Below are 25,692 nucleotides of genomic sequence, written 5' to 3'. Positions count from 1 at the left end.
TAAAACAGATAATTTAATGAAATTTACAGGATTTTGTAAAAAAAGTATTGTACAAGTGATATTCGTTATGATATAATATCGTTTGTTCGAGTCGAATCGAAGAATGTAAAAATGCTTAAAAGCTTAAGATATTTAAAGGAGGTGCGGCAGATGTCAAGAAAGTGTGAAATTTGTGGTAAGGGTCAGGTTTCTGGAAATAATGTATCCCACTCAAACAGACATACAAAAAGAAAATGGAATGCTAATATTCAGACAGTTAGAATCAGTGATAACGGAACTGTTAGAAGAGCTAACGTATGTACAAGATGCATCCGATCAAACAAAATTAACCGTGCCATCTAATTACAAAACCAAACAAATTAGACCTGCTGTCATAGCAGGTCTTTTTTATGTAAAATATCAAAGATGATATTAACAAAATAATTCATTTTTAAGACGAGTGCATCTTATACCCGCAATAAACGAGAAGACAGCTGAGCAGTACAATCCAAAATCGAACCGGAAAGAAGAAGGCGCAGATAGAAACCGTTCCAAACACAATCATAATAAAGGCTAAGCCTTTTATGTCGCTTTTCTTACCGCATCTTTTTCTATTCGGCTTGCAGTAGCCGTATTGCTTGTTCCCCATAATTCCCCACCCTATATAGAGTATGCGCTGCAATAGAAAATGGTGCAAAATTTTATATATTGTGATAAACTACCAATGAGAATGATTCGAAACAATGGCTGGCATAAATAGTCCTATAAACCTTACTGATTTTGGAAGCGCTATACTGGAGGGTGTTGATTTGCTATATAAAGAAGAAAATGAAAAAGGCAGTATTATCATTGAAAAAGCGGTTATCGCTAGAATTATCATGGAAGTTGTTTCACAATTTAACGGAAAGGTTTTTATTTCAAATTATAAAAATAAAGCCACAACTTTTTATGCTAAAATCGGTGTAACAGATGAAATAAATAGTATGGATATTACGATGGGAGATCAAGGCTTAGATATTAAAATTTACATTGTAGTTAAATTTGGTACAAGTATCAAGATGGTAACCAATAAATTAATCACGGATATTAATAATAAAATAATCGAATTTACGATGATGAAACCGAATAGTGTTTCTGTTGTTGTAACGGGAATGATTTCCAAGAATATCGCAAAAAGAAATATTGAGGTGAAAAGATAAAATGAATCTGAATGATCCGATCAGCTCTATTAAAGGAATAGGAAGTAAAAAAGCTGACGTATTAAAAAGTATGGGAATTGAAACGATTGAAGATTTTTTTTACGTATATCCCAGGGATTATCAAGATCGAAGAGAACTGAAAAAGGTAAATGAATTGCTGGATGGTTCGGTTTCTTTAGTAAAAGGGAAAATCGTATTAAAAGTGAAAAACGGCTCTCCTTATAGCAGAAAACAGACATTAAAAGTTCTTGTCACCGACGAAACCGGAGGAATGGAGGTCGTATTCTTCAATCCTAAATTTATTGTCAATCGCTTAGAGATGGATGCAGAATATGTTTTTTATGGAAGAGTCTCCATTGAATTCGGTAAAATTAAAATGATTCATCCGGAATTTGTGAAAAGCGGAGCGAATAACACGCAAGGCATTATTCCTATTTATCCATTAAAAGCTGGGATTTCTCAATCGGAAATGCAAAAATGGCAACATATAGCCGCTGGTTTGTTGGAAGAACTGAAAGAGCCCTTAACCAAGGCCATTATCGATAAAAATAACCTCTGTGATATTCAATATGCGATTCGTCACATTCATCGTCCACAGGATAAAAACACGTTAAAGGCAGCAAAATATAGATTGATATTTGATGAGCTCTTATTTTTACAAATAGGGCTTTTTTCCATCAAAAACAAAGTATTATCTAATCAAGCGGGAATCTGTTTTGATAAAAATGTACAAGAAAAAATTTTTATGGAACAATTGCCGTATACATTAACCGGTGCACAGCAGCGTGTTATCGCTGAAATCATGCGGGATATGGAATCGGAAAAAGGAATGAACCGTTTAGTGCAAGGTGATGTAGGTTCAGGGAAAACAGCCATTGCGGAAATTGCGCTGTATAAAGCCGTAAAAAGCGGTTTTCAGGGTGTAATGATGGCTCCTACGGAATTGCTTGCTAAGCAGCATTTTGAGGGGTTTGTGCATGAATTTGACAAGCATGGTATCACCGTTGGCTTTTTATCAGGAAGCATGAGTGCGAAAGAAAAACATCAAACCCTTGAAAAGCTTGCAGAAGGTTCCATTGATATTTTAGTAGGAACCCATGCATTGATCCAGCCGAATGTGGTATTTAAAAATTTAGGTCTGGTTATTACCGATGAACAACATCGTTTTGGTGTGAATCAACGAAATCTTTTAGCCGAAAAGGGACAGACACCGGATATTCTAATTATGACCGCTACACCGATTCCAAGAACGTTAGCCGTCATACTCTACGGCGATTTAGACATTTCTGTCATTGATGAACTTCCGCCGGGAAGACAGCAAATCATTACTAGAGCTGCTGAATCAAGCGGTCGGGAGAAAGCGTACGCATTTATCAGAAATGAAATTGAAAATGGTCGGCAGGCTTATGTGGTTGCTCCGTTGATTAGTGAATCGGAATCTTTAGAGAATGTTATTTCTGCTGAAGAGTTGTATCAGGAACTTAAAAAGAAATTTAATACTATAGAAGTATCTTTGCTTCACGGAGAAATGAAGCAAGCAGAAAAAGATGAGATCATGACTCGTTTTTATAATAATGAAATAAAAATCTTGGTTTCTACCGTTGTGATTGAGGTGGGAATCAATGTGCCGAATGCAACGATTATGCTGATTGAAAATGCCGAACGGTTCGGTTTAGCTCAATTGCATCAATTAAGAGGAAGAGTAGGCAGAGGCAAACATCAGTCGTATTGTTTGCTTATTTCAAACGGTAAAAATCCGATTGCAAAAGAACGAATTCATACGATGGTTTCTACTTCGGATGGTTTTATCATTGCAGAAAAAGATTTAGAATTGAGAGGACCGGGAGAATTTTTCGGAACCAAACAGCATGGTTTGCCGGATTTAAAGCTGGCTGATTTAGTGAAACATGCAAAGATATTACACCGTGCCAGAGAAGAAGCAAAAACGATTTTAGAAGAGGATCCTCAAATTTCATTGTCAGAGCATGCTTGCCTTCGGGAAAAAACGTTAAAGCTTTTTTCGGAAGAATCGATTTTAAGCATTTAAAATGACTTTCCAAAACCAGCCATGACAAGAAATTATTACATAGAATATAATCATTTCCTTGGGTTAAATTAATAACGTAAACAGGAGGTGATTTACAATGACATTACAAGACAAAATGAACAAAAGTTATAAGCCAGCATTAAACAACATGAAGACAGAAGTTGCTTCAGAACTTGGATTAGCTAACTATGATAGCATGGATAAGGGAAACCTTACAGCAAGACAGAATGGTTATGTAGGTGGCTATATGACAAAGAAGCTTGTAGATATGGCTGAACAGCAGTTAGCAGGAAGATAAGCTAATTATCTATAAGCAAATCTAGAAAACATTTTAATACAAAAGAGAAATATCTACTGAATCGCAGTAGATATTTCTTTTTGTAAATGATACAATAAACAGCGTATTTAAATGAATATTGATAAACTATGAAGTTGAAAATTTAAGAAATTTAAAGTGAGGAAAACTATTTGCGTATTATAGCAGGAGATTTAAAAGGAAGAAAATTAATATCACCGAAGGATGATAAAGTAAGGCCGACATCTGATAAGGTGAAAGAAGCCATATTCAGTATGATAGCCGATACCTATTATGATGAGGTGGTGATCGATTTGTTTGCCGGTACAGGGAACCTTGGTATAGAAGCGATTAGCAGGGGAGCAAAACGCTGCTATTTTGGTGACCGCTCCAGAGAAAGCCTTGTCTTAATAAAGGAAAATATTACGAAGTGCAATGTTCAGGACCAGTCGGTTATCATAGCGGGCGATTATGAAATGATATTAAAAAGGATTTCGGAAAAAGCTCAAATTATTTTTTTAGATCCGCCCTATAAAGACGGTCTGATGATCGGCTGCATTGAACTAATTGATCAACTGGATCTTTTAAAAGAAGACGGTTATATCATCGCGGAACATAGTTTAACGGAAAATTTACCGGAACAAATTGGGCATTTCGAAAAAATAAAAGAAAAGAAATACGGAAAGATTGTAGTTTCGATATATGGCTAAAATATTGTTTTTGTTGAAAGGTTCATATAATCTATGATACAATATTTAGTGACAAATTGACTCGAAAAGGCTTTGTTTAAGCATAAAATAAAGAGCAGAAGATAAACGGGAGAAACAAACAGATGAAACAAAAAGCGCTGTATGCAGGCTCTTTCGATCCGATTACAAATGGTCATTTGGATTTGATAAGCAGAGCTTCCAAGCTTTATGATAAACTGGTGGTAGGGGTTATCGCAAACCCTTCAAAAAATCCGCTTTTTACGGTGGAAGAGCGGAAGGCATTGATTAAAGAGGCAACAACCCATTTAGAAAATGTGGAAGTGGATGATTTTACAGGATTGTTAGCAGAATATGTAAACGAGAAGCAGTTTAATGTGGTGGTAAGAGGGTTAAGAGCCACAACGGATTTTGAAAGTGAAATGCAGATGGCACAGATGAATGCGAGGTTGTATGATGAAAAGGTAGAAACCATTTTTCTGATGACCAGCCCGGATTTTTCTTTTGTAAGTTCCAGCATGATAAAAGAAGTTTTTATGTTGAACGGCAGTATTGAGGGTCTGGTTCCGCCGCAGATTTTGGATTATATGAAAAAGAAATTTAGATAATTTAAAATAAGATCACAGGGAGGTTAATTCAATGAAGGTATTGGAATTATTGGATGAGATAGAAGAAATTGTTGATACGAGTACAAGCTTTCCGCTAACCGGTAAGATTATGGTGGATGCGGAAGAAATATTAGAGATTGTAAAAGAAATTAGAGTTGAACTCCCAGATGAAATCCAACAGGCTCAATGGATAAAAGATGAGCGTCAGAGAATTTTAGAGGAAGCCAAAAAAGAGTATGAAACCATTATTACAGATGCTAAAAGGCAAGCGGAAGTATTGGTTGAGAATGATGATATCGTAGTGAAATCCAAGATGAGAGCAGATGAAATCATGCGCATCGCGGAGGAAAATGTGAAACAGCTCAAGCTAAATACATTCGATTATATTGACAGTATTCTTTTTAATTTTCAAGATAAGATGGAAGAGATGCATGTTACATATTTTGGGGATATGTTTAATAAATTGGAGACTACATTCCAAAGCGTGAATGCAACGCTTTCCTCAAACAGAAGTGAAATTAAGGATTTAGCCTACAAGACTCAAATGGACAAAGAAGATTAAAACATGACGGTTGACTGATGGCTGAAGAACGATAACCGATTGATATAACAACGTATATTATCCATGGTGAATTCATATTATTTACCATGGATATTAAATTTTTTGGCTTACGGGCCCTACAATATAAATACAGATATATACTAGCTGTTGCTGCAGCTAGCTTTGCGTGTCTTTTTATGGTATTTTTCCCATCGGTCTCGTTGCTTTCCGCTCAAAAAGGAATCGCCTTGTGGGCAAATAATGTCCTTCCGGCCATGCTTCCTTTTTTTATCTGTGCTAATTTTATGAATTACATCGGGATTACCAAGTATTTGAAACCAAGTTATTTTGCTTTTGCAATGAGTGCTTTATCCGGGTATCCGATGGGGGCAAAGGTTATCGGAGATATGGGCCGCCGTGGCTATATTTCGAAGAAAGAATGCAGCCGGTTGATCAGTTTTTGCAGTACTTCGGGTCCTGCTTTTATCGTAGGCGCCGTGGGAGCAGCGATGATAGGAAATAATTTGGCAGGCGGTATTATAGCTGTTTCTCACTTTGGAGGAGCTTTGCTCAATGGTGTATTGTTTACATTTTTGCTGAAGTTTCGGGACTTTAAACCAAACAGGAATAGCCAGGAACATAAAATAAAAGCATTTAAGGACTATCAAGCTAAATCTCAACGGGGCAGCGGACATGAAACAGAAAACAACTATTTGGATATTTTTACGGAAGCGATTGTTTCCTCCTTTAAATCATTAGGTATTATTCTGGCCTACATTGTCATGTTCATGATGATTACAGACATCATGGAATACATGGGGATGTTTAAAATGATACATTCAATCTACATGGAAGGACTTCTAAAAGGTATTCTGGAAATGACGTTGGGCTGTGCCAGCATAACGAGTACGATGATGATCCCGTTATCCTATAAAATAGTTGGCTGCAGTATGCTGATCTCATTTGGCGGATTATCGATCATAGGGCAATCCATGAGCATGCTTGCCGGAACCAAGATCAGTATCTGGTATTTACTTTTAGTAAAAATATGCCATGGTGCCATTGCGGCAGGATTAGCAATTTTATTGGTAAAAATACTCTTTTAGTGGTAAAATACATTCATGAGAGTATTAGGAATAATAGCAGAATATAATCCGTTTCATAACGGGCATCTCTATCAACTAAAGGAATCGATAGAGCAAACGAATGCCGATTTTGTCGTGGCCGTAATGAGCGGAAATTTTACTCAAAGGGGAGAACTGGCGGTCTTGTCCAAGTGGTCAAGAGCGGAGATGGCTGTAGAATGCGGTATCGATTTAGTGCTAGAGAATCCCTTTGTTTTTGCATGCAATAATGCAGAATACTTCGCCAAAGGAGCGGTTGCTATTTTGAACGGGCTCGGATGTGTGACGCATCTTTCGTTCGGCAGCGAATCCGGTGACCTGGAAAGCTTAAAAAAAGTTGCGGATTTTTTGACCAATGAGGGACAAGCTTATCAGCAAGCTCTGAAAAAGAATTTAGATAAAGGCTTTTCTTATCCAAAGGCACGTTCGGAGGCGGTCTCTGAATGTGTGGGACAAGAGGCTGCTGCATTGCTCCGTGATCCGAATAATATTCTCGCCATAGAATATTTAAAACAATTGAAATTGACAAATAGTGACATAATTCCTGTTACAGTAAAACGAAAAGGAGCCGGATACCACGATATCCTTCCGATTGGAACTATTGCTTCTGCATCTGCTATCCGAAAGATGCTGGAAGATAAAAAAACGGGAGAGACTATCACTGAATTTCTTCCTATAGAAGTACAGGAGATTTTTAATACAGCATTTCACAAGCAATATGAGGGAATCTCATTTGAACGGATAGAACAAGATTATTATAAATTAATGGTTGCCAAAATACTGACGATGCCAGAGACGGAGCTCAGCACTATTTTCTCGGTTCGAGAAGGATTGGAAAACAAATTAAAAAGTGCAGTCAGAACAGCTGAAAACTTAGAAGTCTTCAAGCAAACAATCCTCTCAAAACGATACACCGCTACGCGTATCAGTCGAATTTTGGTACACTTACTGATTGGATTAAACAGAGAAGATTTTCAAGATATCATACGGAATTTAGATTTGTATGCAAGAGTCTTAGGATTTAACAAAAAAGGCACGGAGCTATTAAAACAGATGAAGAAATCGGAGAAAGCATGTTTACCTTGCATCACAAATGTCAATAAACAAGTATATGGCATCGAACAGTATCGAAAATTATTAAGTTATGATTTTATTGCAAGTGATTTATACAATTTGCTTCTGAATCAAAACCTTTATGATTATTCGGATTATGTAAAGATGCCATACAGGAAATTATAAAAAAGTCCTTTGAGGATTTTTTAGCTCTATTCGGTCGCATTTAATCAGTGGACTTTTTTGATAATCCGTCAATATCGTAAGAGATATTGCCTTCATAATAAAATAAAACTATCAAATAATCACATTAAATTATGACGATAAATGGCGAAATCTCTTGAAAAATCCGGCAATTGTTTTATAATGTAATGTGTTGCTTTTATAGTGAACAGTTATAGGTCTGACTGTTTTATTTCATGAGAGATATCATTTTTAGGAGGGAGAACTTCTGAAAAATGATAGCTATAAAATAGACAGATTATGCTGGATAGAGGTCGTCTCTGGGAACCAAGGGTACCCTGGAAGAGTGACAGAGATATTCAAAAAATGATATATACAAAATGGAGGATTAAAAATGAAAGTATTAGTTATCAACTGTGGTAGTTCATCATTGAAATATCAGGTTCTAGATATGACTACTGAAGCTTTATTAGCTAAGGGTCTTGTTGAAAGAATTGGTATGGACGGATCTGTAATTACGCACGAAAAAATCGGAATGGACAAGTTTATCCTTACAGTACCTATGAAAGATCATCAGGATGCAATCGGACATGTGCTGGAAGCTATTCAAGATGCTGATCACGGTGTGGTGGCTTCAATGGATGAAATCGGTGCAGTGGGACACAGAGTGGTACATGCAGGAGAAAAGTATTCTAAATCCGTACTGGTTACACCAGCCGTTCTTCGAGGGCTTGAAGAATGCTGCGAATTAGCTCCTCTTCACAATCCGCCTAACCTTTTGGGTATTGCAGCTTGTCAGGCATTAATGCCAAACACTCCGATGGTTACGGTATTTGACACAGCTTTTCACCAGACTATGCCTCCTGAATCATACATTTATGCTATTCCATATGAATACTATCAGAAGCATGGTATCAGAAGATATGGTTTCCACGGAACAAGCCATAAGTATGTAGCAGAAAGAACGGCGGACATCTTAAACGTTGCTCTTGATGATTTAAAGATTATCACTTGCCACTTAGGAAACGGAGCGTCTGTATCTGCTATTAAAAGAGGAAAGTGTATCGATACATCCATGGGATTCACTCCGCTTGAAGGACTTGTAATGGGTACTCGTTCCGGCGATATCGACCCGGCGATTGTTACGTTCATCAGAGAGAAAGAAAAGCTTGAACAGGGTGTTGCAAATGATATCCTAAATAAAAAGTCCGGTGTACTCGGTATTTCCGGCGTATCCAGTGACTTTAGAGATATTGAAGCTGCTGCGGAAGAAGGAAACGAAAGAGCTCAGCTTGCGCTTAAGGTGTTCGCTCACAAGGTTCGTTTCTATATCGGCGCTTATATTGCAGAAATGAACGGTGTTGATGCCATCGTATTTACTGCCGGTGTTGGTGAAAACGACATCGAAATGAGAGACATTATCTGTAATGATCTTGGTAACTTAGGAATCAAGCTTGACCTTGTTAAGAATAAGGTAAGAGGGAAAGAAACGATCATCAGCAGAGATGATTCAAAAGTAAAGATTATTCTTATCCCAACGAATGAAGAATTAATGATTGCAAGAGACACGTATAATATTGTTAAGAAAATAAAATAATTATTGACAGACTTGTCTTGTGAATATATAATTTAGAAGTTGCATTTCATTAGTTTATCTAATTTGTAAAAAAATACCGATAAATTAGTAGAATTCGTAATTTATTGAATTTTATAGAAATCGTTGGATTATCATTATTTTTCAATGAGATATAAAAGATACATGAGCAAAAGGAGGTGTAGAAAATGGCAGTTCCAAAGAGGAAAACATCTAAAGCTAGAAGAGACAAGAGAAGATCACCTAATATGAAGAAGGCATTACCTGGACTTTCAATTTGTCCTCAGTGCCACGAGCCAAAGCTTCCACATAGAGTTTGCCCGAATTGTAATTACTACGATGGACAGGAAGTAGTTGCTTCTGAAGCATAAGCAAGTAACTGATAAGAAAATATTAACACCGGCTGTAACAGTCGGTGTTATTTTTCTTTTTTTATCTATTAGGAAACATCGCGGAGTAGCGAAGCTACTTTTTATCTATTATTTGATGCTTGACAAACCATAATTTTTTATTTCACTTGAAATTTTAAACAACGTTTTGTTATCGGGTTCACAGAGAGGTAATCGGTATTCTCGTTCAATGAAACCCATTATATTCAAAGCAGCTTTAACCGGGATCGGATTGACTTCGATGAACATCGCATCAATAAGAGATTTCATAGAAAGCTGCATTTTCATCGCTTTCTTTACATCTCCGGATAAGTAAGATTGAATCATATCATGTGTATCTTTCGGCGCGATATTGGCTACGGTGGAAATAGCGCCTACGCTGCCGACGGAAAGCAAAGGCACAATGATATCATCATTTCCGGAATAAAGGGCAAAATCATCCGAAACGTATTTAGCAATTTCAACGACCTGCGACATGTTTCCGCTGGCTTCTTTGATTCCGACGATATTTGGATGTTTCGATAACTCTGCTACGGTAGCAGGAGTAATATTGACCCCTGTTCTGCCGGCAACCGAATATAAAATACAAGGAATATTGACCGAGTCTGCAATCATAATATAGTGTTGAATGAGCCCTTTTTGCGTACATTTATTATAATACGGCGTAACAAGAAGCAAACCGTCTGCCCCTGCAGCTTCAAGTTCTTTGGACATCCAGACCGCGTGATCGGTATCGTTACTGCCGGCACCGGCTATGACCGGAACCTTGCCTTGTGAACGTTCTACAGTAAACCGGACTGTCTCAATATGCTCCTCATCTTTCAACGTAGAAGCTTCTCCAGTAGTTCCACAACTTACGATAGCATCAATACCTTGATCAATCTGCCAATCGATCAGCTCACCTAAACGGTCATAATCGACAAGTCCATCCTTAAAAGGTGTAACCAGTGCAACTCCGGCACCTGAGAATAAAGTCATATAGTAATCATCCTTTCATTATGTAGTATTTTGGAATCCCCGATATTACATGATATGCAGCAAGGAATAAAAGGTTTTTATAAGGGGATTATAGGAATAAGGAAAAACTATTGTATTATTATAAAAAACGTCGAAAAAAACAATTGAATTGCCCAAAAAATTGTGATAAAATAACAAATTAAAGGCTATATTTAGTGTCATTTCATAAAATGTTTTATATAATATAAAAAGCGAATAGGAGAGTAAAGAAATGGAAAAGAAGTTGAAAGTCGGAATCCTAGGCGGAACTGGGATGGTAGGGCAACGTTTTATTTCTCTATTGGAACATCATCCATGGTATGACGTTGTTACAATTGCAGCAAGTGAACGAAGTGCAGGCAAAACTTATGAGGAAGCTGTAGGAAATAGATGGAAGATGACAACCCCTATGCCGGATGCAGTTAAAAATATAGTAGTAATGAATGTAAATGAAGTAGAAAAAGTAGCAGCAACCGTTGATTTTGTATTCAGTGCGGTGGATATGACAAAAGAAGAGATCAAGGCTATTGAAGAAGCTTATGCACAAACGGAAACGCCTGTTGTATCGAACAACAGTGCACATAGATGGACACCGGATGTTCCAATGGTTATTCCTGAAATCAACCCAGAGCATTTTGAAGTGATCGAACATCAAAAAAAGAGATTAGGCACAACTAGAGGCTTTATCGCAGTAAAGCCGAATTGCTCGATTCAGAGTTATGTTCCGGCTTTAAATGCTTGGAAAGAATTTGAACCGTATGAAGTCGTTGCGACTACGTATCAGGCAATTTCCGGAGCAGGCAAGACATTTACTGAATGGCCTGAAATGATCGAAAATATTATTCCTTATATCGGAGGCGAAGAAGAAAAGAGCGAACAGGAACCGCTTCGTGTATGGGGTAAAATCGTGGATGGCGTTATTGAAAAGGCGGCCGAACCTGTGATCACCTGTCAATGCGTGCGTGTACCTGTGTTAAACGGACATACAGCTGCCGCATTTGTAAAGTTCAGAAAGAAGCCGACGAAAGAACAGCTTATTGAAAAACTAAACAATTATAAAGGATTACCGCAAGAATTGACCTTGCCTAGTGCTCCAAGACAATTTATTAAGTATATGGAAGAAGATAATCGTCCTCAAGTGAAAGCAGACGTTGATTACGAAAATGGAATGGGCGTTACGATCGGACGTATTCGTGAAGACAATGTCTATGACTTTAAGTTTATCGGCTTGTCCCACAATACAGTCCGCGGTGCAGCGGGCGGTGCGGTACTTTGTGCGGAAACATTGACCGCTCAAGGATATATAAAGGCTAAATAATCTATTTTAAATAAACCCATAGCGAAAAAAGGTGATTCTTTTCAGGATCACCTTTTTTCTGCCTGTGACTGGTTTTATATTGAATAGGAAATAATAATTTCCTATTCAATATAAAAGGAAGTGCAGAGGGGCGGAAGCCCCTTTGCCTATAAAGGAGGGTGCTCAGCGAACAAAGTGAGCGCCGAAGGGAACCAAAGGGTTCCCTAGCGGAGTGGCGAAGCTACATTTTTTATGTTATTTTGACCAATCTTATGGTATAATATAGAATGAATTATTATGTATAAAAGGGAAGGGTTTATGGCAGAAGAAAAAAGAAAACCCGGAAGACCTCCGGGGTCAAAAAATAAGACAACCTCTTCTAGAAGCAGAGGAAAAAGTACTTCTAAGACAACTTCATCTTCATCACAGGCAGCGAAAAATGTGACCGGCAGCAGGGTAAAAGATGAAATTTGGTCCATTATCATCATGGCGATTGGTGTATTTTTTATCATATCTATGCAAACCAAAGCGGCAGGTGAGCTTGGAATCATGATAAGAAATTTTTTTATGGGATGCTTTGGTCAGGTAGCAATCGTGTTACCGTACTATTTGATAGCCTATGGATTGCTACTGCTTCTAAAAAAAGCGACTCATATAAACGGACGTTCTGCAATTTTATTATTGATAACATTCTTGATGATCTCTATAATTTTCAGTGCGCGCTACATAGAAGTTCAAAAAATTTCATTTGCTTATATTGACATGGCGGGCTGGTTTCAAACCGGCATAAAGGCTACCAACGGCGGATGCGTAGGAATGTTGTTGAGCTTGCTTGTTATGGTTGCTGTCGGCAAGACAGGACTATATATTTTCGCGGGAGTGGTCATCATCATTTGTTTGATGCTGATTATAAATACCCCTATTTCACAGTTCTTTGAAGATTTTAAGTTAAAAAAGGAAATCAAGAGACAGCTTGCGGAAGAAGCGGCGGAGGCCGAGGCGGAAGAATTGTCGGAAAGACAAAAACAGATGGAGCTGGATTTAAAGAAAGCCTATTCTGAACATGGAAAATCAGCTGCCAACTTGACGGTGTCATTGAATGGAGAGGATGATATCGGCACAGTCGCAAACAGTGCGAAAGCAAACGAACGAAAAAAGAATATTTTAGGCTATATGAAAGATGATAAACTGTTTAAACAAGGATTGCATGAGTTAGAGGAAAAAGCAGCTGAAAAAATCAGTGAGCCGGAAGTAAAAATCAGTTACGGTCTGGAAGAAGCCAAGCCTATTCCGGAAGGTTTTGGATTGACGGATGAACCGGTGATCCCTATTCCGGTGCAGAAAACGCAAGTGGATTTATCCGGTCTTAAAATAAAAGCATTCGAGCCGGAACCTCCGATAGAAGACCAACAGGTGATGGAAATAGTGGAAACGCTGGCTCCAAAGCCGGAAGAAGACAGGCTGGAGTCTCCGGATGGGAAAAAGAATGAAAGGCATGAAATCAAACCTTCGAAACAAGAGGCCGCGGCTTCTGTATTGAATGCCAATGAATTCAATGTAAACAGCCAAGTAGATGCGATGGCAAATTACGAGTTCCCTTCGATCGAATTATTAAATAAAAATAGCAGCAATAAACATAATGCTGCTTTGGAAAATACGTTAAAAGCGAAAGCGGTGAAACTGGAAGAAACACTGCACAATTTTAATGTCAATGCAAAAGTAGTACAGGTTACACAGGGACCGGCTGTAACGAGATATGAAATTCAGCCGAATACAGGGGTAAAGGTAAGCAGCATTGTAAGGCTTGCGGATGATATCGCGTTAAATTTGGAGGCGAGAAGCATCCGAATTGAAGCCCCTATACCGGGCAAGGCTGCGGTAGGAATCGAAGTAGAAAATGAAAAGATCAACATGGTAACGGTTCGGGAAATCATTGATTCAAAAGAATTTAAAGAATCGAAGTCAAAAATCACCTTTGCTGTAGGAAAGGATATTGCGGGCAAGGCGATTGTAGCGGATCTCAAAACCATGCCGCATTTGCTGATTGCAGGCTCGACCGGATCCGGTAAGAGTGTATGCATCAACAGCATTATCGTCAGTATTTTATATAAAGCCAAGCCGGACGAAGTGAAATTTGTTTTAATTGACCCGAAGGTCGTTGAACTTGGAAACTATAACGGCATTCCTCATATGCTGATTCCCGTTGTGACAGAGCCTAGCAAGGCAGCCGCAGCATTAAACTGGGCGGTTGCGGAAATGACAGATCGATATAAGAAGTTTGCCGACGAAGGCGTAAGAGATTTGGCTTCATTTAATGAGGCTGTTAAAGAAAAAGGGGAAACAGACCGATTCATGCCACAGATTGTCATCATCATTGATGAACTGGCTGACCTGATGATGGCGGCACCTTCTCAAGTAGAAGAGTCCATTTGCAGACTGGCTCAGATGGCGAGAGCGGCGGGCATGCATTTGATTGTCGCTACACAAAGGCCGTCCGTGGATATTATTACGGGCGTTATTAAGGCCAATATTCCTTCCAGGGTGGCGTTTGCGGTATCTTCACAGTTTGACTCCAGAACGATTTTGGATATGGCCGGAGCAGAAAAACTGGTTGGTAAAGGCGATATGCTGTTTAACCCGCTTGGTTCGGGAAAACCGGTTCGAGTGCAGGGAAATTTTATTTCGGACTCGGAGGTACATAGTGTTATTGAACATTTAAAAAAATGGGCACCAAATACGGAGTATGCGCATGATGTGATTCACAGTATTGAAAAAGCTAATACCAACGAAGTGAGTGATGACGGAGACGAATTGCTGTCAGAAGCCATAGAAACGGTAGTGCGTGCGGAGCAAGCTTCTGTTTCCATGCTGCAAAGACGATTCCGAATCGGCTATAACAGAGCAGCAAGAATTGTTGATATGATGGAAGCTAGGGGCATCATCGGCCCTGCCGATGGAAGCAGACCCAGACAAGTTCTTCTGACCTTAGATGAACTGCTGGGCATACGCGAGGAGGGGCAGTCTGCATTGGAGGAAGGTGTCCCGGAAGAAATTTAGAATAAAGGAAGTATTGAATGAAAGTATATTTTGAAACATTAGGATGCCCGAAGAATGCAAACGACACAGAGATGGCCCAGGGTATTTTAGAGGACAGCGGGCATATTGTTGTAGACAATCCGATGGAAGCGGATGCTATTGTAGTAAACACCTGCGGATTTATTAATGATGCAAAGAAAGAATCAATAGATAAAATCTTTGAGATGGCAGACTATAAGGAGACAGAAGAACGAAAACGAACCCTGATCGTTTCAGGGTGTTTGTCAAAACGATATGGAGAAGAGCTGTTTGAGGAACTCCCTGAGGTTGACATTTTTCTGGGAGTCAATGAATACCATAAGCTGCCGGAGATCTTGGACAATTTTCATGCAGAGCGTGAAATGCATTTTTATGATGCGAACAAAGAATTTGTTGAGATTAAATCAAGAAGATTACTGGACAATCCGTACTCTGCAACGATCAAAATTGCAGAGGGCTGCAACAATGTCTGTGCTTATTGTATTATTCCGCACATACGCGGACATTATAGGAGCAGACGGATGGAGGATATTCTGCAAGAGGCACAGCAGCTTGCGGAAAGCGGCTGTGTGGAACTGATCTTAATTGCACAAGACGTAACCGCATACGGTCAGGATCTATACGGCAAATTTGCATTAGCCGAGCTGGTTCGTCAGCTTTGTAAAATCGAAAAGTTGAAATGGATCAGGCTGATGTACTGTTATGAAGACCGGATTACCGATGAATTGATTGAGGTCATGGCTACGGAAAGCAAGGTATGTCATTACATTGATATTCCGATCCAACATGCCAGCGATGCTATATTGCGTGGGATGAACAGAAGATCAACCCACAACAGTATTGTTTCTACGATTGGAAAGCTGAGAACAGCGATGCCGGACATTCATATTCGAACGACCTTAATCACAGGCTTCCCGGGTGAAAAAAAGCAGGAATTTGATGAACTTTACGATTTCGTTGAGGAAATGAGATTTGAACGTCTTGGTATTTTTGCCTACTCGAAGGAAGAAGGCACCCCTGCCGCAACGATGAAAGGACAGGTTCGAGCTGATGTAAAGGAAAAACGAAAAGATTCCATCATGCGGCTTCAACTGGAAATCTCCTTGGTGAAAAATCAAGAAAAAATCGGAAAAACGGTTGAAGTGCTTGTGGAAGAACAGGATGAAGAAGGTGTTTATATTGGACGAACCCAATACGATGCCCCTGAAATAGATAATTCGGTTGTATTTAAAACGAATAGAGTGTTAAAGCCGGGAGAGCTGGTGAACGTAAAAATTACCGATGCATTTGACTATGATTTAGTGGGAGTGGAGGAATAAAAAATGAATTTACCTAACAAACTAACAGTTGGCAGAATGATAGCCGTACCTATTTTTATCGTAGTTTTAATGTATGGCTACTATTATGCGGCGGCGATTATCTTTGTCTTAGCATCGTTGACCGATATGCTGGACGGACAAATTGCCAGAAAATATAACTTAGTGACTAACTTCGGCAAGATTATGGACCCATTGGCAGATAAACTTTTAGTTATCTCGGCATTGGTTTGCTTAGTAGAATTGGGAGACGTTCCTGCATGGATGGTGATTGTGGTATTAGCCAGAGAATTTACTGTAACAGGATTACGTACCGTTGCGGCATCTCAAGGAATTGTTATTGCGGCAGGAATGTCAGGAAAGATTAAAACTGTAACTCAAATGATTGCTGTCACGTTAATTCTTTTGAAAAACTGGCCGTTCGAATATCTTGGAATTCCGGTGGCAGACATCATGCTTTGGATTTCTGTCATCATGACGATTTACTCCGGCATTGAATATATTGTTCAAAACAAACAAGTTTTTTCGATGAAGGAATAATAAAGATTTTTACCCCGAGCTTTGCTTGGCAAGGTTAAACAGCAGGGAGTGACGCCGTTCCTTGTCACATATTTAATATGAGCTGGTTCCATGCTTGTGCCAGCTTCTGTTTATTATGTAGTGAATATCCTTGTGATATGGATCAGATATCAAAGAAAGCACATAAACAGCTGGCTGAATGATAAAACTATAATCGGCCAATAGGCGCAAATAGAAATCTTTGATTTCGTGATTTGTACTTTTTATAGAAAGAAGGTTATTATGAAAGCTGCAATATTATCTGTAGGAACAGAATTATTATTTGGAGAAATTACCAATACCAATTCAGTGTATTTGTCTCAGCAGTTAAATTTATTAGGTTGTGATGTTCTGTATCATTATTCCGTAGGAGATAATCCGATTCGGTTAAAAGAAACGATTCAGACAGCTTTTAAAGATTGCGATCTAATCATCACCTCAGGAGGACTGGGACCTACACAGGATGATTTGACGAAAGAAGTAGCCTGTGAAACTTTACATGATGAACTTGTTCTGAATGAGTCAACCATGAAAGCGTTAGAAGATGCTTTTAAAAGAATGAAAAAAACGATGACGGAAAACAATAAGAAGCAAGCATATGTGCCGTCCAGAGCAATTGTTTTTGATAATGATGCCGGGTCAGCCCCGGGGTTTGCATTGGAGGAAAACGGTAACACGATTATTTGTTTACCCGGTCCGCCTAGAGAAATGACCAGACTTTTCGAACGTAAGGTAAAACCTTATTTAGAATCAAAGATCGATGGAAAGATTTATCATCGAATGATTCGAACCATTGGCATAGGAGAATCTCAACTTGAAACAGAATTGCTCGATTTAATTGACAATCAAACCGATCCCACGCTGGCAACCTATGCAAAAGAGGGAGAATGCTGTCTTCGAATTGCTTCCAAGAGGGAAACGCTAGAAGAAGCAGAGCAAGCTGTCAATGATATGCTGGACCTGATAAAAGAAAGAATCGGTGAATACATCTACAGCAGTGACGATGAGGATTTGGTCGAAGTAGTTGCGAAACTTCTTATGGAAAACAATATTTCTATTTCTTGCGCTGAATCTTGTACAGGGGGACTGTTTGCGCAGACTTTAATCGATATACCCGGCATATCTGCCGTATTCGACAGAGGTTTTGTCACGTACAGCAATCAGGCGAAAATCGAAGAATTAGGCGTAAAAGAAGAAACGTTGGAACAATATGGAGCCGTGAGCTCTCAGACAGCAATGGAGATGGCTCAAGGGGTTCAAAAGGCATCCGGCAGCAGATTGTGTATTTCGGTAACGGGTATCGCCGGACCTGATGGAGGAAGTGAAGAAAAACCCGTGGGGCTTTCTTATGTAGGGGTTATTTTTGATGATAAACAAGTATGTGAAGAGATACAAACTCGAAATGTTAATCGAAAATGGAACAGGAATACGACCGCCTTATACATGCTTAATATCGTTCGAAAAATAATTTTAGATCCGGATTATCAATAAAAATTGACATGGAAAATATTGGATGATATATTTATATATAACAATATTTTCCATTTTATTTGTACAAAGAAATAATTGAAAGGTCAAGAAATGAATTTATTATGTGTGAACAGTTCTTGTAAATTTTAAAATCAATAAAAATATTTCTTGACCGTCCTGTTCGGATAGAGTATGATAATAAAATAAGAACAAATGTTCACTACTTTTAGGAGGTATACCATGGGTATTAATAACGAGGAAAAGGATAAAGCGTTGCAGGCGGCTATGGCACAGATTCAAAAGCAGTTTGGACAGGGCTCCATTATGAAGCTTGGTGATGACTCTGCAAAACTTAACATAGAAGCAATCTCAACAGGAGCTGTAAGTTTGGATATGGCATCCGGTATAGGAGGAGTTCCTAGAGGCAGAATTATTGAGGTATATGGTCCGGAGTCATCCGGCAAGACGACTTTGACTTTACATATTATTGCAGAAGCTCAGAGAAGCGGAGGTAAAGCGGGCTTTATCGACGCAGAACACGCGTTGGACCCGGATTATGCGAGAAATCTCGGTGTGGACATTGATGAGTTGATTGTTTCTCAGCCGGATACCGGTGAGCAGGCTTTGGAAATTTGTGAAATGCTCGTACGAAGTGGTGCGCTTGATGTGATTGTTGTCGACTCTGTTGCGGCACTCGTTCCCAGAGCAGAAATCCAAGGCGAAATGGGTGACAGCCACGTAGGACTTCAAGCAAGGCTCATGTCTCAAGCGTTGAGAAAGCTTGCCGGAGCAATTAATAAAACAAAAACCTGCGTTATTTTTATCAACCAGTTAAGAGAGAAAGTCGGGGTCATGTTTGGAAGTCCGGAAGTAACCACGGGCGGACGCGCATTAAAGTTCTACTCCTCCATGAGATTGGATGTTCGAAAAATAGAAAGCATCAAATCAGGAGATGAGGTTTTAGGAAACAGAACGCGGGTAAAAGTTGTCAAGAATAAGGTCGCTCCTCCGTTTAAACAAGCAGAGTTTGATATCATGTACGGGAAAGGGATTTCTAAAGAGGGCGATGTTCTGGATTGTGCAGTAGAGAGCAAAATTGTTGAAAAAGCAGGATCCTGGTATAGCTTTAACGGAGAACGTATCGGACAGGGAAGAGAAAATGTAAAACGGTTTTTGATGGAAAATCCTGAAACATTGAATAAAATGGAAGCCTTATTGCTGGAGTCTATAAAGCCTGTAAAGGCAGCAGTTGAAGAATCCCTTGAAGTAGATGAAGACGGAGTTATTATTGAATAGATTACATAGGATATTATATTGAAAAAATAAGCATTAAGCTGGAAAAAATGTTTGACACTATCAGGCTTGTATGATATCATATTTTATTGTAAGCCGCTCAGAATGGGTAGTTGTAAAACAAAAGGAATCTCCTATTTGTTACCTTAGATGGCGAGACTGGATAGAGGAGGTAAAAAACATATGTACGCAGTAATTGAAACAGGCGGAAAGCAGTATAGAGTACAGGAAGGTGATGTAATCACGGTTGAAAAGTTAGACGTTTCAGCAGGAGATAAGATTACTTTCGATAAGGTACTTTTAGTAAGTGATGGAGAAACAATCAAGGTTGGCGCTCCTTACGTAGAAAGCTGCAATGTAGCCGGAACTGTAGTTGAACATGGTAAAGGACAGAAGGTTATCATCTTCAAGTACAAGTCAAAGAAGGACTATAGAAAGAAACAGGGACACAGACAACCTTATACAATGATCAAAATTGAAAAGGTTTCTGCAAGAAAAGCAAGAAAGTCAGCGAAGTCAGCAGATGCTGAAACTGAAGCAGTTGAAGCAGCAGAATAATTTGTTGATAAGCTAACTTATAATATGAGCTATTTATTTAGCGAAGACAGCACAAGAAAAAAGGAGGTGTGGTCTATGGCAAGTAAAAAAGGAGTAGGAAGCTCCAAAAACGGACGAGATAGTGAGTCGAAACGTTTAGGCGTTAAAAGAGGCGATGGTCAGTACGTTAGTGCTGGTAGCATCTTAGTTAGACAGAGAGGAACAAAGTTCCACCCTGGCAATAACGTAGGAATTGGCGGAGACGATACTTTATTTGCTAAAATTGATGGAGCTGTAAAGTTCGAAAGATATGACAAAACAAGAAAGCAAGTAAGCGTTTATCCGAAAGAAGCTTAAATTGATTCATGAGCCCCTATTTTATAGGGGCTTTTTAATTCAATAGGAATATCCTTCCCTATTGAATTAAAACCGAGGTGTGCAGAGAGTTCTCCGGCGGAGTGACGAAGCCACTTTTTTAAATATTTTTTAGAAAGAAGAAAGATATATGGAGTTTTATGATTTTTTTGAACATCATATACAGTAGTACAAAAAAATCAGAAAGAGAGAGGGCTAATGTTTGTAGATAGAGCCAAAATAACAATTCGATCTGGAAAAGGCGGAGATGGCTGTGTTTCTTTTAGACGAGAACCATATGTGCCGGAAGGCGGACCGGATGGTGGCGACGGCGGAAAAGGCGGGGACGTCATTTTCATGGCCGATGCCAGCCTTAGAACTTTAATGGATTTTAGATATAAAAGAAAATATGAAGCTGAAGATGGACAGAACGGCATGAAAAAGAAAAGGTTCGGAAAACACGGAGAAAACCTTATCATTAAACTGCCGCCTGGAACTGTTGTAATAGATCAAGAAACAGGACTTGTCATGAAGGATTTGGTGAATCCGGGAGACCGTTTTGTTGCGGCAAAAGGCGGAAAAGGCGGAAGGGGAAATGTTCACTTTAAAAACTCTGTTCGTCAGGCACCCAATTTTGCTGAAGCGGGAGGAACTGCAAAAGAGCGTTCCATTCTGCTAGAAATGAAATTAATTGCTGATGTTGGATTAGTAGGGTTTCCTAATGTAGGAAAATCAACTCTTTTATCCGTTTCTACCAATTCAAATCCTAAAATTGCAAATTATCACTTTACGACAATCACTCCAAACTTAGGAGTAGTAGAGATTTTTGACAACGGATTTGTTATGGCAGATATCGCGGGCATCATTGAGGGGGCTCATACCGGGGCCGGACTGGGACATGAATTTTTAAAGCATATTGAACGAACCAAGCTGCTGATTCATGTAATTGATGCATCGGGTTCAGAAGGCCGTGACCCGATGGAGGATTTTGAAAAAATTAATAATGAATTAAAAATGTATAATGAAAAGCTTGCGCAGAAACCTCAGATTGTTGCTGCAAATAAAATGGACATGGTAGACGAAAACAGTTCAGAATTTCTACAATTTAAAGCATATATTGAGGCAAAAGGCATCAAGGTATTTCCTATTGCTGCACCGCTCAATGAAGGTACGTATGAGCTGCTTACAGAAGCCTATCATATGCTTGAGAAACTTGAGCTGGAAGCACCGGAAGAAGAGACTTATGAATTCTTCGATTTTGAAAAGGATGAAGTGGATGAAGACTATAGAGAAATTTATGCTTCTGTTGACGAGAGCGGTGTGTATGTGCTGAACGGAAAACAACTGAAGAAGATTTTTGACTCTACCAACTTCAACGATAGCGGTTCTTTAAGATATTTATACAAATATATTGAAAAGAATGGGGCTATTGAGCAATTAAAAGAAATAGGCCTTGATGAAGGCGATACCATCAAAATATTTGATTACGAATTTGAATACTGGGAAGAATTTTAATCAGTAGAATGTAATGATGCCGGTTCCAAAACCTCTTGGAGCCGGCAGCTTTTTGGTATAAAGAAGGATCAGTTTCAATATTAATAGATTAGAAAGAGGATAGTATCGTAATAAGGATCTATTAAGAAATGGAAGGTATCTTATGGTATTTATAAAACAAATTGCAGCTTGCTTGATCATAGCTGCTATTGCTATCGGTATCAATCAGATCGATAACAATAAGGTAAAATCTTGTTTGGTGAAGGCTCAGAGCATAGTGATGGAAGACTATTCTTATGAAGAAATTAAAACAATGGGAGTGACTACTGTTGAGACCATCGCCGGGTTAAAACAAAAAGCAGAGGCTGCAATAGCGTATACACAGGACACATTGGATTCCTATAGAGAACTTGAGGATTAGCTTTACTTTATGTTATACTGTCTGTTGAAAGGTTTGGTGGAAAGAGATGGGGCAAAAGCATTTAACAGTAGAGGAATGTGAGAACCTTCTAAAACAATATCATACTCCGACGCATGTGATACGGCATTGCCACGCAGTGGCATATGCTGCCATGACATTAGCGGAAGCATTGAATCGTGCAGGCAGTCATTTAGATATTCGATTAATTCAAGGTGCAGCTCTTATTCATGACATACTCCGAGTAGAGGACAAGCACTGGGAAAAAGGGGCTGAAATTGCCCGCAATCTGGGCTATGAAGCGGAAGCAAATATTATAGCTGTTCATATGACATATGAATTACCGAAAACGGTTGCAGAGCTTACGGAAACGGAGTTAGTATGCTTAGGAGACCGAGTTGTTAAAGAAGATCAATATGTCGGTTTTGAAGAGCGGATGCAATATATACTGGAAAAGGTTAGAGGAAATAAAGAAGCTGAAAGAAGAATTACGCAAAAAATAGCGGATACCAGAATTCTTTTGGCTGAGATTGAAGATACAATTGGCATGACAATAGATGAACTAATGAAAGAAAAAGAAAGGGTCGTTTGAATGAGCTTGAATTTAAATTTGGACAACATATTGAAAAGGGTGGAAAAGCCTGCCAGATATATTGGAGGGGAATTGAATTCCGTCTCGAAGGAACCGCAGGAGACGACTACCCGGTTTTGCTTCGCTTTTCCGGACACCTATGAGATCGGCATGTCTTATTTGGGCATGCAAATTCTATATCATATATTAAATAAAGAAGAACATATTTTTTGTGAGCGGGCGTACTGCCCCGGTCTCGATATGGAAGCCATATTAAGAGAAGAACACATTCCTCTGTTCACACTGGAATCTAAAACGCCGATAAAAGAAATGGATTTTGTCGGCTTTACCTTGCAGTATGAACTTTCCTTTACGAATATATTAAATATATTGGATTTAAGCGGTATTCCTTTTCTTCGTGAAGAGCGCGGAGATGCGTTCCCCATTGTAATAGCTGGGGGACCTTGTGCTTTTAATCCGGAACCTCTTGCGGATATCGTTGACATTTTTCTTATTGGAGACGGTGAAGAAATTCTCGTAACATTATTTAATGAATATCAGGCCTCAAAGGGCGCAGGGGAAACTCGAGAAGAATTTTATAAACGTGTGGTCAAGCTTCAAGGCGTATATATCCCTAAGTTTTATGAGCCGATGTACAATGAAGAAAACGGTCAAATTGAACGAATTGAAAAGTTGTATGACGACGCTCCGGATCGGGTGCTGCGATGTATTATTTCGGATATCAACGCGGTTGACTTTCCGACGAATCCGATTGTCCCTTTCATTGAAACGGTGCATGACCGTTCGGTAGTGGAGACGTTTAGAGGATGTACGAGAGGATGTCGTTTTTGTCAAGCCGGTATGATTTACCGGCCGGTCCGTGAAAGAAAAATGGAACTCATTGAGGAATTAGCAAGAAAACAACTTGAAAATACGGGACATGAAGAACTGTCTTTGCTGTCTTTATCGACGAGTGATTATTCAAGATTTGAAGAGCTTGCGATGAACTTAATGTCTATGTGCAAAAATAATAATGTTTCATTATCCTTGCCGTCTTTAAGACTGGATTCATTTTCTTTTAAAGTGTTGGAGCAGATACAGGGCTACAAAAAATCAGGACTGACTTTTGCGCCCGAGGCGGGCTCTCAACGGCTGCGAGATGTGATTAATAAGTGTATTACTGAAGAAAATATTTATAGTGCTGTTGAACAAGCTTTAGAACTAGGTTGGAAGAACATTAAGTTGTATTTTATGACTGGACTGCCAACGGAAAACGTGGAGGATTTAGATGGTATTTATGATATCGCGTACAATATCATTGAATTGAATCGAAAGATTAATGCGAAGTCAGGCCGTTTTAATGTGACAGTGAGTGCATCTAATTTTGTTCCCAAAGCGCATACGCCGTTCCAATGGATGGCTCAAGATTCCGCGCAGCAGTTCAGTGAAAAGCATAAGTATTTAAAAGACAAGTTAAGAACGATTAAAGGGGTAACGTTTAATTACCATGGTACAGACACGAGCGTTTTAGAAGCCGTATTTGCAAGAGGGGACCGAAGAGTAGGCAAGGTAATTATCAAGGCGTTTGAGCTGGGCTGTAAGTTTGACGGTTGGACAGAACACTTTAATTATCCGGCCTGGAAGCAAGCTTTTGAGGAAACTGGAGTGAATCCGGATTTTTATACCACAAGAGAAAGAAGCTATGAGGAAGTCTTGCCGTGGGATATTATTGATTCAGGTATCTCAAAGGACTTTCTGATCCGTGAAAACGAAAAGGCTAGGAAGGAAGAAACGACCCAAGATTGCAGAAATGGCTGCGTAGGTTGCGGAATGAATAACAATGTGAAGTGTGAAATGGAGGGTATCAATGGCTAAATATGTGTTGAAATTCTCTAAAGAAGGATTTTGTAAATATACGTCTCATCTGGATTTATTGCGTTTATTTAAACGGAGTTTTAAAAGAATCGGTGTGAAATTGCAGTATTCGCAGGGTTTCAATCCTCATCCGAAAATGGGATTCGCCCAGCCGCTGTCTCTTGGTTATTCCAGTATAGGAGAGATTCTTGAATTTGAGACGGCAATACCGGTTGATGCTGCTGACATCAAGGAAAAACTTCGCGCAATCATGCCGGAAGGGTTGGATATCTTAGAGTGTGTGGACTATACAAAGGAAAGCAAGACCCTTGCCGCTTTAACGGAAGCCGCTGAATATAGGATTAAGATCCCTGTCGGTAAGGAAAACTTATCTGCTGAGCAGCTATGCAATGAGTTTTTAGCACAAGAACACATTGTTGCGAAGAAAAAACAGAAAAAGACAAAAGAGCTGATGGAAGTAGACATTAAAAATAAGATAAGAGAATTAAAATTTACCGGTCAAAATGAAGGATTCCTGGTTTCTGTAACGCTGGATGCAGGCAGTGAATCAAACGCAAGTCCCGAATTGCTTATTGAAGCAATTTTGCAATTTCTCCGATTGGATATTTCAAGAGATTCCATCGAAGTAACTCGGCACAAATTAATTTTCAATAATGGATTTACCATATAATACCAAATAAGTTATTGACATCCACTCGATACTATTGTAAAATTAAGGA

At 39.1% G+C, this 25,692-nt stretch carries 25 protein-coding genes and 1 pseudogene; 24 read left to right on the top strand and 2 right to left on the bottom strand.

All coding sequences use genetic code 11. The features are described 5' to 3' along the window. Positions 1-150: 150 nt before the first annotated feature. The gene (gene rpmB, locus JYB65_RS04295) at positions 151-342 is read left to right on the top strand and encodes a 50S ribosomal protein L28 (RefSeq protein ID WP_206581369.1); all 192 of its coding nucleotides are present in this window, start codon (positions 151-153) and stop codon (positions 340-342) included. 88 nt (positions 343-430) lie between these two features. Here the strand turns inward: rpmB and JYB65_RS04290 are convergent, their stop codons facing one another. After that, a complete protein-coding gene (locus JYB65_RS04290; RefSeq protein ID WP_206581368.1) occupies positions 431-628 on the bottom strand; it encodes a hypothetical protein in 198 nt (65 codons plus the stop codon). A gap of 160 nt (positions 629-788) precedes the next feature. Between JYB65_RS04290 and JYB65_RS04285 the strand changes: the two genes are divergently transcribed. From JYB65_RS04285 to rpmF, 10 genes are all read left to right on the top strand, one after another. After that, positions 789-1,178 carry an Asp23/Gls24 family envelope stress response protein gene (locus JYB65_RS04285; RefSeq protein ID WP_206581367.1) on the top strand — a complete coding sequence of 130 codons (390 nt, stop codon included), beginning with the start codon at positions 789-791 and terminating at the stop codon, positions 1,176-1,178. A 1-nt stretch (position 1,179) separates the two neighbouring features. Continuing rightward, positions 1,180-3,225 (top strand): ATP-dependent DNA helicase RecG, encoded by a 2,046-nt coding sequence (gene recG, locus JYB65_RS04280; RefSeq protein ID WP_206581366.1) that lies wholly within the window; start codon positions 1,180-1,182, stop codon positions 3,223-3,225. Positions 3,226-3,322: 97 nt separating this feature from the next. After that, the gene (locus tag JYB65_RS04275; protein ID WP_206581365.1) at positions 3,323-3,523 is read left to right on the top strand and encodes an alpha/beta-type small acid-soluble spore protein; all 201 of its coding nucleotides are present in this window, start codon (positions 3,323-3,325) and stop codon (positions 3,521-3,523) included. A gap of 170 nt (positions 3,524-3,693) precedes the next feature. Beyond that, on the top strand, positions 3,694-4,230 hold the full coding sequence (rsmD, locus tag JYB65_RS04270; RefSeq protein WP_206581364.1) for a 16S rRNA (guanine(966)-N(2))-methyltransferase RsmD: 537 nt from the start codon (positions 3,694-3,696) through the stop codon (positions 4,228-4,230). 122 nt (positions 4,231-4,352) lie between these two features. Next, positions 4,353-4,835, top strand: a complete 483-nt coding sequence (gene coaD / locus JYB65_RS04265) for a pantetheine-phosphate adenylyltransferase (protein WP_206581363.1) — start codon at positions 4,353-4,355, stop codon at positions 4,833-4,835. 31 nt (positions 4,836-4,866) lie between these two features. Continuing rightward, positions 4,867-5,397, top strand: coding sequence for an ATP synthase subunit B family protein (locus tag JYB65_RS04260; RefSeq protein ID WP_206581362.1), 531 nt, complete (start codon positions 4,867-4,869; stop codon positions 5,395-5,397). 227 nt (positions 5,398-5,624) lie between these two features. Beyond that, positions 5,625-6,482, top strand: a complete 858-nt coding sequence (locus JYB65_RS04255; protein ID WP_206581361.1) for a hypothetical protein — start codon at positions 5,625-5,627, stop codon at positions 6,480-6,482. Between the two features lie 15 nt (positions 6,483-6,497). Further along, the gene (locus tag JYB65_RS04250) at positions 6,498-7,739 is read left to right on the top strand and encodes a nucleotidyltransferase (protein WP_206581360.1); all 1,242 of its coding nucleotides are present in this window, start codon (positions 6,498-6,500) and stop codon (positions 7,737-7,739) included. Between the two features lie 391 nt (positions 7,740-8,130). Then, positions 8,131-9,333 carry an acetate/propionate family kinase gene (locus JYB65_RS04245; RefSeq protein ID WP_206581359.1) on the top strand — a complete coding sequence of 401 codons (1,203 nt, stop codon included), beginning with the start codon at positions 8,131-8,133 and terminating at the stop codon, positions 9,331-9,333. Between the two features lie 185 nt (positions 9,334-9,518). Beyond that, the gene (gene rpmF / locus JYB65_RS04240; protein WP_206581358.1) at positions 9,519-9,701 is read left to right on the top strand and encodes a 50S ribosomal protein L32; all 183 of its coding nucleotides are present in this window, start codon (positions 9,519-9,521) and stop codon (positions 9,699-9,701) included. 108 nt (positions 9,702-9,809) lie between these two features. Here rpmF and dapA read toward each other — a convergent pair whose 3' ends face one another. Beyond that, on the bottom strand, positions 9,810-10,697 hold the full coding sequence (dapA, locus tag JYB65_RS04235) for a 4-hydroxy-tetrahydrodipicolinate synthase (RefSeq protein WP_206581357.1): 888 nt from the start codon (positions 10,695-10,697) through the stop codon (positions 9,810-9,812). Between the two features lie 250 nt (positions 10,698-10,947). On the opposite strand from dapA, the gene asd reads away from it, so the two are divergent. From asd to JYB65_RS04170, 13 genes and pseudogenes are all read left to right on the top strand, one after another. After that, positions 10,948-12,033, top strand: coding sequence for an aspartate-semialdehyde dehydrogenase (gene asd, locus JYB65_RS04230; RefSeq protein WP_206581356.1), 1,086 nt, complete (start codon positions 10,948-10,950; stop codon positions 12,031-12,033). 297 nt (positions 12,034-12,330) lie between these two features. Then, positions 12,331-15,069: an FtsK/SpoIIIE family DNA translocase gene (locus JYB65_RS04225; protein WP_245156568.1), complete on the top strand. Its 2,739-nt coding sequence runs from the start codon at positions 12,331-12,333 to the stop codon at positions 15,067-15,069. 17 nt (positions 15,070-15,086) lie between these two features. After that, positions 15,087-16,406: a 30S ribosomal protein S12 methylthiotransferase RimO gene (rimO, locus tag JYB65_RS04220; RefSeq protein ID WP_206581355.1), complete on the top strand. Its 1,320-nt coding sequence runs from the start codon at positions 15,087-15,089 to the stop codon at positions 16,404-16,406. Positions 16,407-16,409: 3 nt separating this feature from the next. Then, positions 16,410-16,943, top strand: coding sequence for a CDP-diacylglycerol--glycerol-3-phosphate 3-phosphatidyltransferase (pgsA, locus tag JYB65_RS04215; protein ID WP_206581354.1), 534 nt, complete (start codon positions 16,410-16,412; stop codon positions 16,941-16,943). A 261-nt stretch (positions 16,944-17,204) separates the two neighbouring features. After that, positions 17,205-18,452, top strand: a complete 1,248-nt coding sequence (locus tag JYB65_RS04210) for a competence/damage-inducible protein A (protein ID WP_206581353.1) — start codon at positions 17,205-17,207, stop codon at positions 18,450-18,452. Between the two features lie 219 nt (positions 18,453-18,671). After that, positions 18,672-19,727 (top strand): recombinase RecA, encoded by a 1,056-nt coding sequence (gene recA / locus JYB65_RS04205; protein WP_206581352.1) that lies wholly within the window; start codon positions 18,672-18,674, stop codon positions 19,725-19,727. Between the two features lie 180 nt (positions 19,728-19,907). After that, positions 19,908-20,216: pseudogene (gene rplU, locus JYB65_RS04200) on the top strand (50S ribosomal protein L21); the annotation flags it as partial. A 141-nt stretch (positions 20,217-20,357) separates the two neighbouring features. After that, the gene (gene rpmA, locus JYB65_RS04195) at positions 20,358-20,618 is read left to right on the top strand and encodes a 50S ribosomal protein L27 (protein ID WP_128745471.1); all 261 of its coding nucleotides are present in this window, start codon (positions 20,358-20,360) and stop codon (positions 20,616-20,618) included. A 216-nt stretch (positions 20,619-20,834) separates the two neighbouring features. Next, positions 20,835-22,130: a GTPase ObgE gene (gene obgE / locus JYB65_RS04190; RefSeq protein WP_206581350.1), complete on the top strand. Its 1,296-nt coding sequence runs from the start codon at positions 20,835-20,837 to the stop codon at positions 22,128-22,130. A gap of 142 nt (positions 22,131-22,272) precedes the next feature. Further along, entirely contained in the window at positions 22,273-22,530 is a 258-nt protein-coding gene (locus JYB65_RS04185) for a hypothetical protein (protein WP_206581349.1), read from the top strand. Positions 22,531-22,576: 46 nt separating this feature from the next. Beyond that, positions 22,577-23,119 carry an HD domain-containing protein gene (locus JYB65_RS04180; RefSeq protein WP_206581348.1) on the top strand — a complete coding sequence of 181 codons (543 nt, stop codon included), beginning with the start codon at positions 22,577-22,579 and terminating at the stop codon, positions 23,117-23,119. After that, entirely contained in the window at positions 23,120-24,973 is a 1,854-nt protein-coding gene (locus JYB65_RS04175; protein ID WP_206581347.1) for a TIGR03960 family B12-binding radical SAM protein, read from the top strand. It abuts the gene before it with no gap. Further along, positions 24,966-25,643: a TIGR03936 family radical SAM-associated protein gene (locus JYB65_RS04170; protein ID WP_206581346.1), complete on the top strand. Its 678-nt coding sequence runs from the start codon at positions 24,966-24,968 to the stop codon at positions 25,641-25,643. The genes JYB65_RS04175 and JYB65_RS04170 overlap by 8 nt, the downstream gene beginning before the upstream one ends. The last annotated feature ends 49 nt before the right edge of the window (positions 25,644-25,692 follow it).

The organism is Clostridium aminobutyricum (genome assembly GCF_017255415.1).
Lineage (GTDB): Bacteria > Bacillota > Clostridia > Peptostreptococcales > Anaerovoracaceae > Aminipila > Aminipila aminobutyrica.
Note: the sequence above shows the minus strand (reverse complement) of the source record. Positions and strands in the feature narration are given on the sequence as shown.

What these genes read in the sequence shown, in the direction of transcription:
- recA (WP_206581352.1), top strand. Translation starts at nt 18,672, where the DNA reads ATGGGTATTAATAACGAGGAAAAGGATAAAGCGTTGCAGGCGGCTATG.
- dapA (WP_206581357.1), bottom strand. Translation starts at nt 10,697, where the DNA reads ATGACTTTATTCTCAGGTGCCGGAGTTGCACTGGTTACACCTTTTAAG.
- JYB65_RS04260 (WP_206581362.1), top strand. Translation starts at nt 4,867, where the DNA reads ATGAAGGTATTGGAATTATTGGATGAGATAGAAGAAATTGTTGATACG.
- JYB65_RS04210 (WP_206581353.1), top strand. Translation starts at nt 17,205, where the DNA reads ATGAAAGCTGCAATATTATCTGTAGGAACAGAATTATTATTTGGAGAA.
- rpmB (WP_206581369.1), top strand. Translation starts at nt 151, where the DNA reads ATGTCAAGAAAGTGTGAAATTTGTGGTAAGGGTCAGGTTTCTGGAAAT.
- rimO (WP_206581355.1), top strand. Translation starts at nt 15,087, where the DNA reads ATGAAAGTATATTTTGAAACATTAGGATGCCCGAAGAATGCAAACGAC.
- JYB65_RS04180 (WP_206581348.1), top strand. Translation starts at nt 22,577, where the DNA reads ATGGGGCAAAAGCATTTAACAGTAGAGGAATGTGAGAACCTTCTAAAA.
- JYB65_RS04245 (WP_206581359.1), top strand. Translation starts at nt 8,131, where the DNA reads ATGAAAGTATTAGTTATCAACTGTGGTAGTTCATCATTGAAATATCAG.
- JYB65_RS04225 (WP_245156568.1), top strand. Translation starts at nt 12,331, where the DNA reads ATGGCAGAAGAAAAAAGAAAACCCGGAAGACCTCCGGGGTCAAAAAAT.
- JYB65_RS04185 (WP_206581349.1), top strand. Translation starts at nt 22,273, where the DNA reads ATGGTATTTATAAAACAAATTGCAGCTTGCTTGATCATAGCTGCTATT.
- JYB65_RS04290 (WP_206581368.1), bottom strand. Translation starts at nt 628, where the DNA reads ATGGGGAACAAGCAATACGGCTACTGCAAGCCGAATAGAAAAAGATGC.
- rpmF (WP_206581358.1), top strand. Translation starts at nt 9,519, where the DNA reads ATGGCAGTTCCAAAGAGGAAAACATCTAAAGCTAGAAGAGACAAGAGA.
- asd (WP_206581356.1), top strand. Translation starts at nt 10,948, where the DNA reads ATGGAAAAGAAGTTGAAAGTCGGAATCCTAGGCGGAACTGGGATGGTA.
- recG (WP_206581366.1), top strand. Translation starts at nt 1,180, where the DNA reads ATGAATCTGAATGATCCGATCAGCTCTATTAAAGGAATAGGAAGTAAA.
- JYB65_RS04275 (WP_206581365.1), top strand. Translation starts at nt 3,323, where the DNA reads ATGACATTACAAGACAAAATGAACAAAAGTTATAAGCCAGCATTAAAC.
- pgsA (WP_206581354.1), top strand. Translation starts at nt 16,410, where the DNA reads ATGAATTTACCTAACAAACTAACAGTTGGCAGAATGATAGCCGTACCT.
- coaD (WP_206581363.1), top strand. Translation starts at nt 4,353, where the DNA reads ATGAAACAAAAAGCGCTGTATGCAGGCTCTTTCGATCCGATTACAAAT.
- JYB65_RS04175 (WP_206581347.1), top strand. Translation starts at nt 23,120, where the DNA reads ATGAGCTTGAATTTAAATTTGGACAACATATTGAAAAGGGTGGAAAAG.
- rpmA (WP_128745471.1), top strand. Translation starts at nt 20,358, where the DNA reads ATGGCAAGTAAAAAAGGAGTAGGAAGCTCCAAAAACGGACGAGATAGT.
- obgE (WP_206581350.1), top strand. Translation starts at nt 20,835, where the DNA reads ATGTTTGTAGATAGAGCCAAAATAACAATTCGATCTGGAAAAGGCGGA.
- JYB65_RS04250 (WP_206581360.1), top strand. Translation starts at nt 6,498, where the DNA reads ATGAGAGTATTAGGAATAATAGCAGAATATAATCCGTTTCATAACGGG.
- JYB65_RS04170 (WP_206581346.1), top strand. Translation starts at nt 24,966, where the DNA reads ATGGCTAAATATGTGTTGAAATTCTCTAAAGAAGGATTTTGTAAATAT.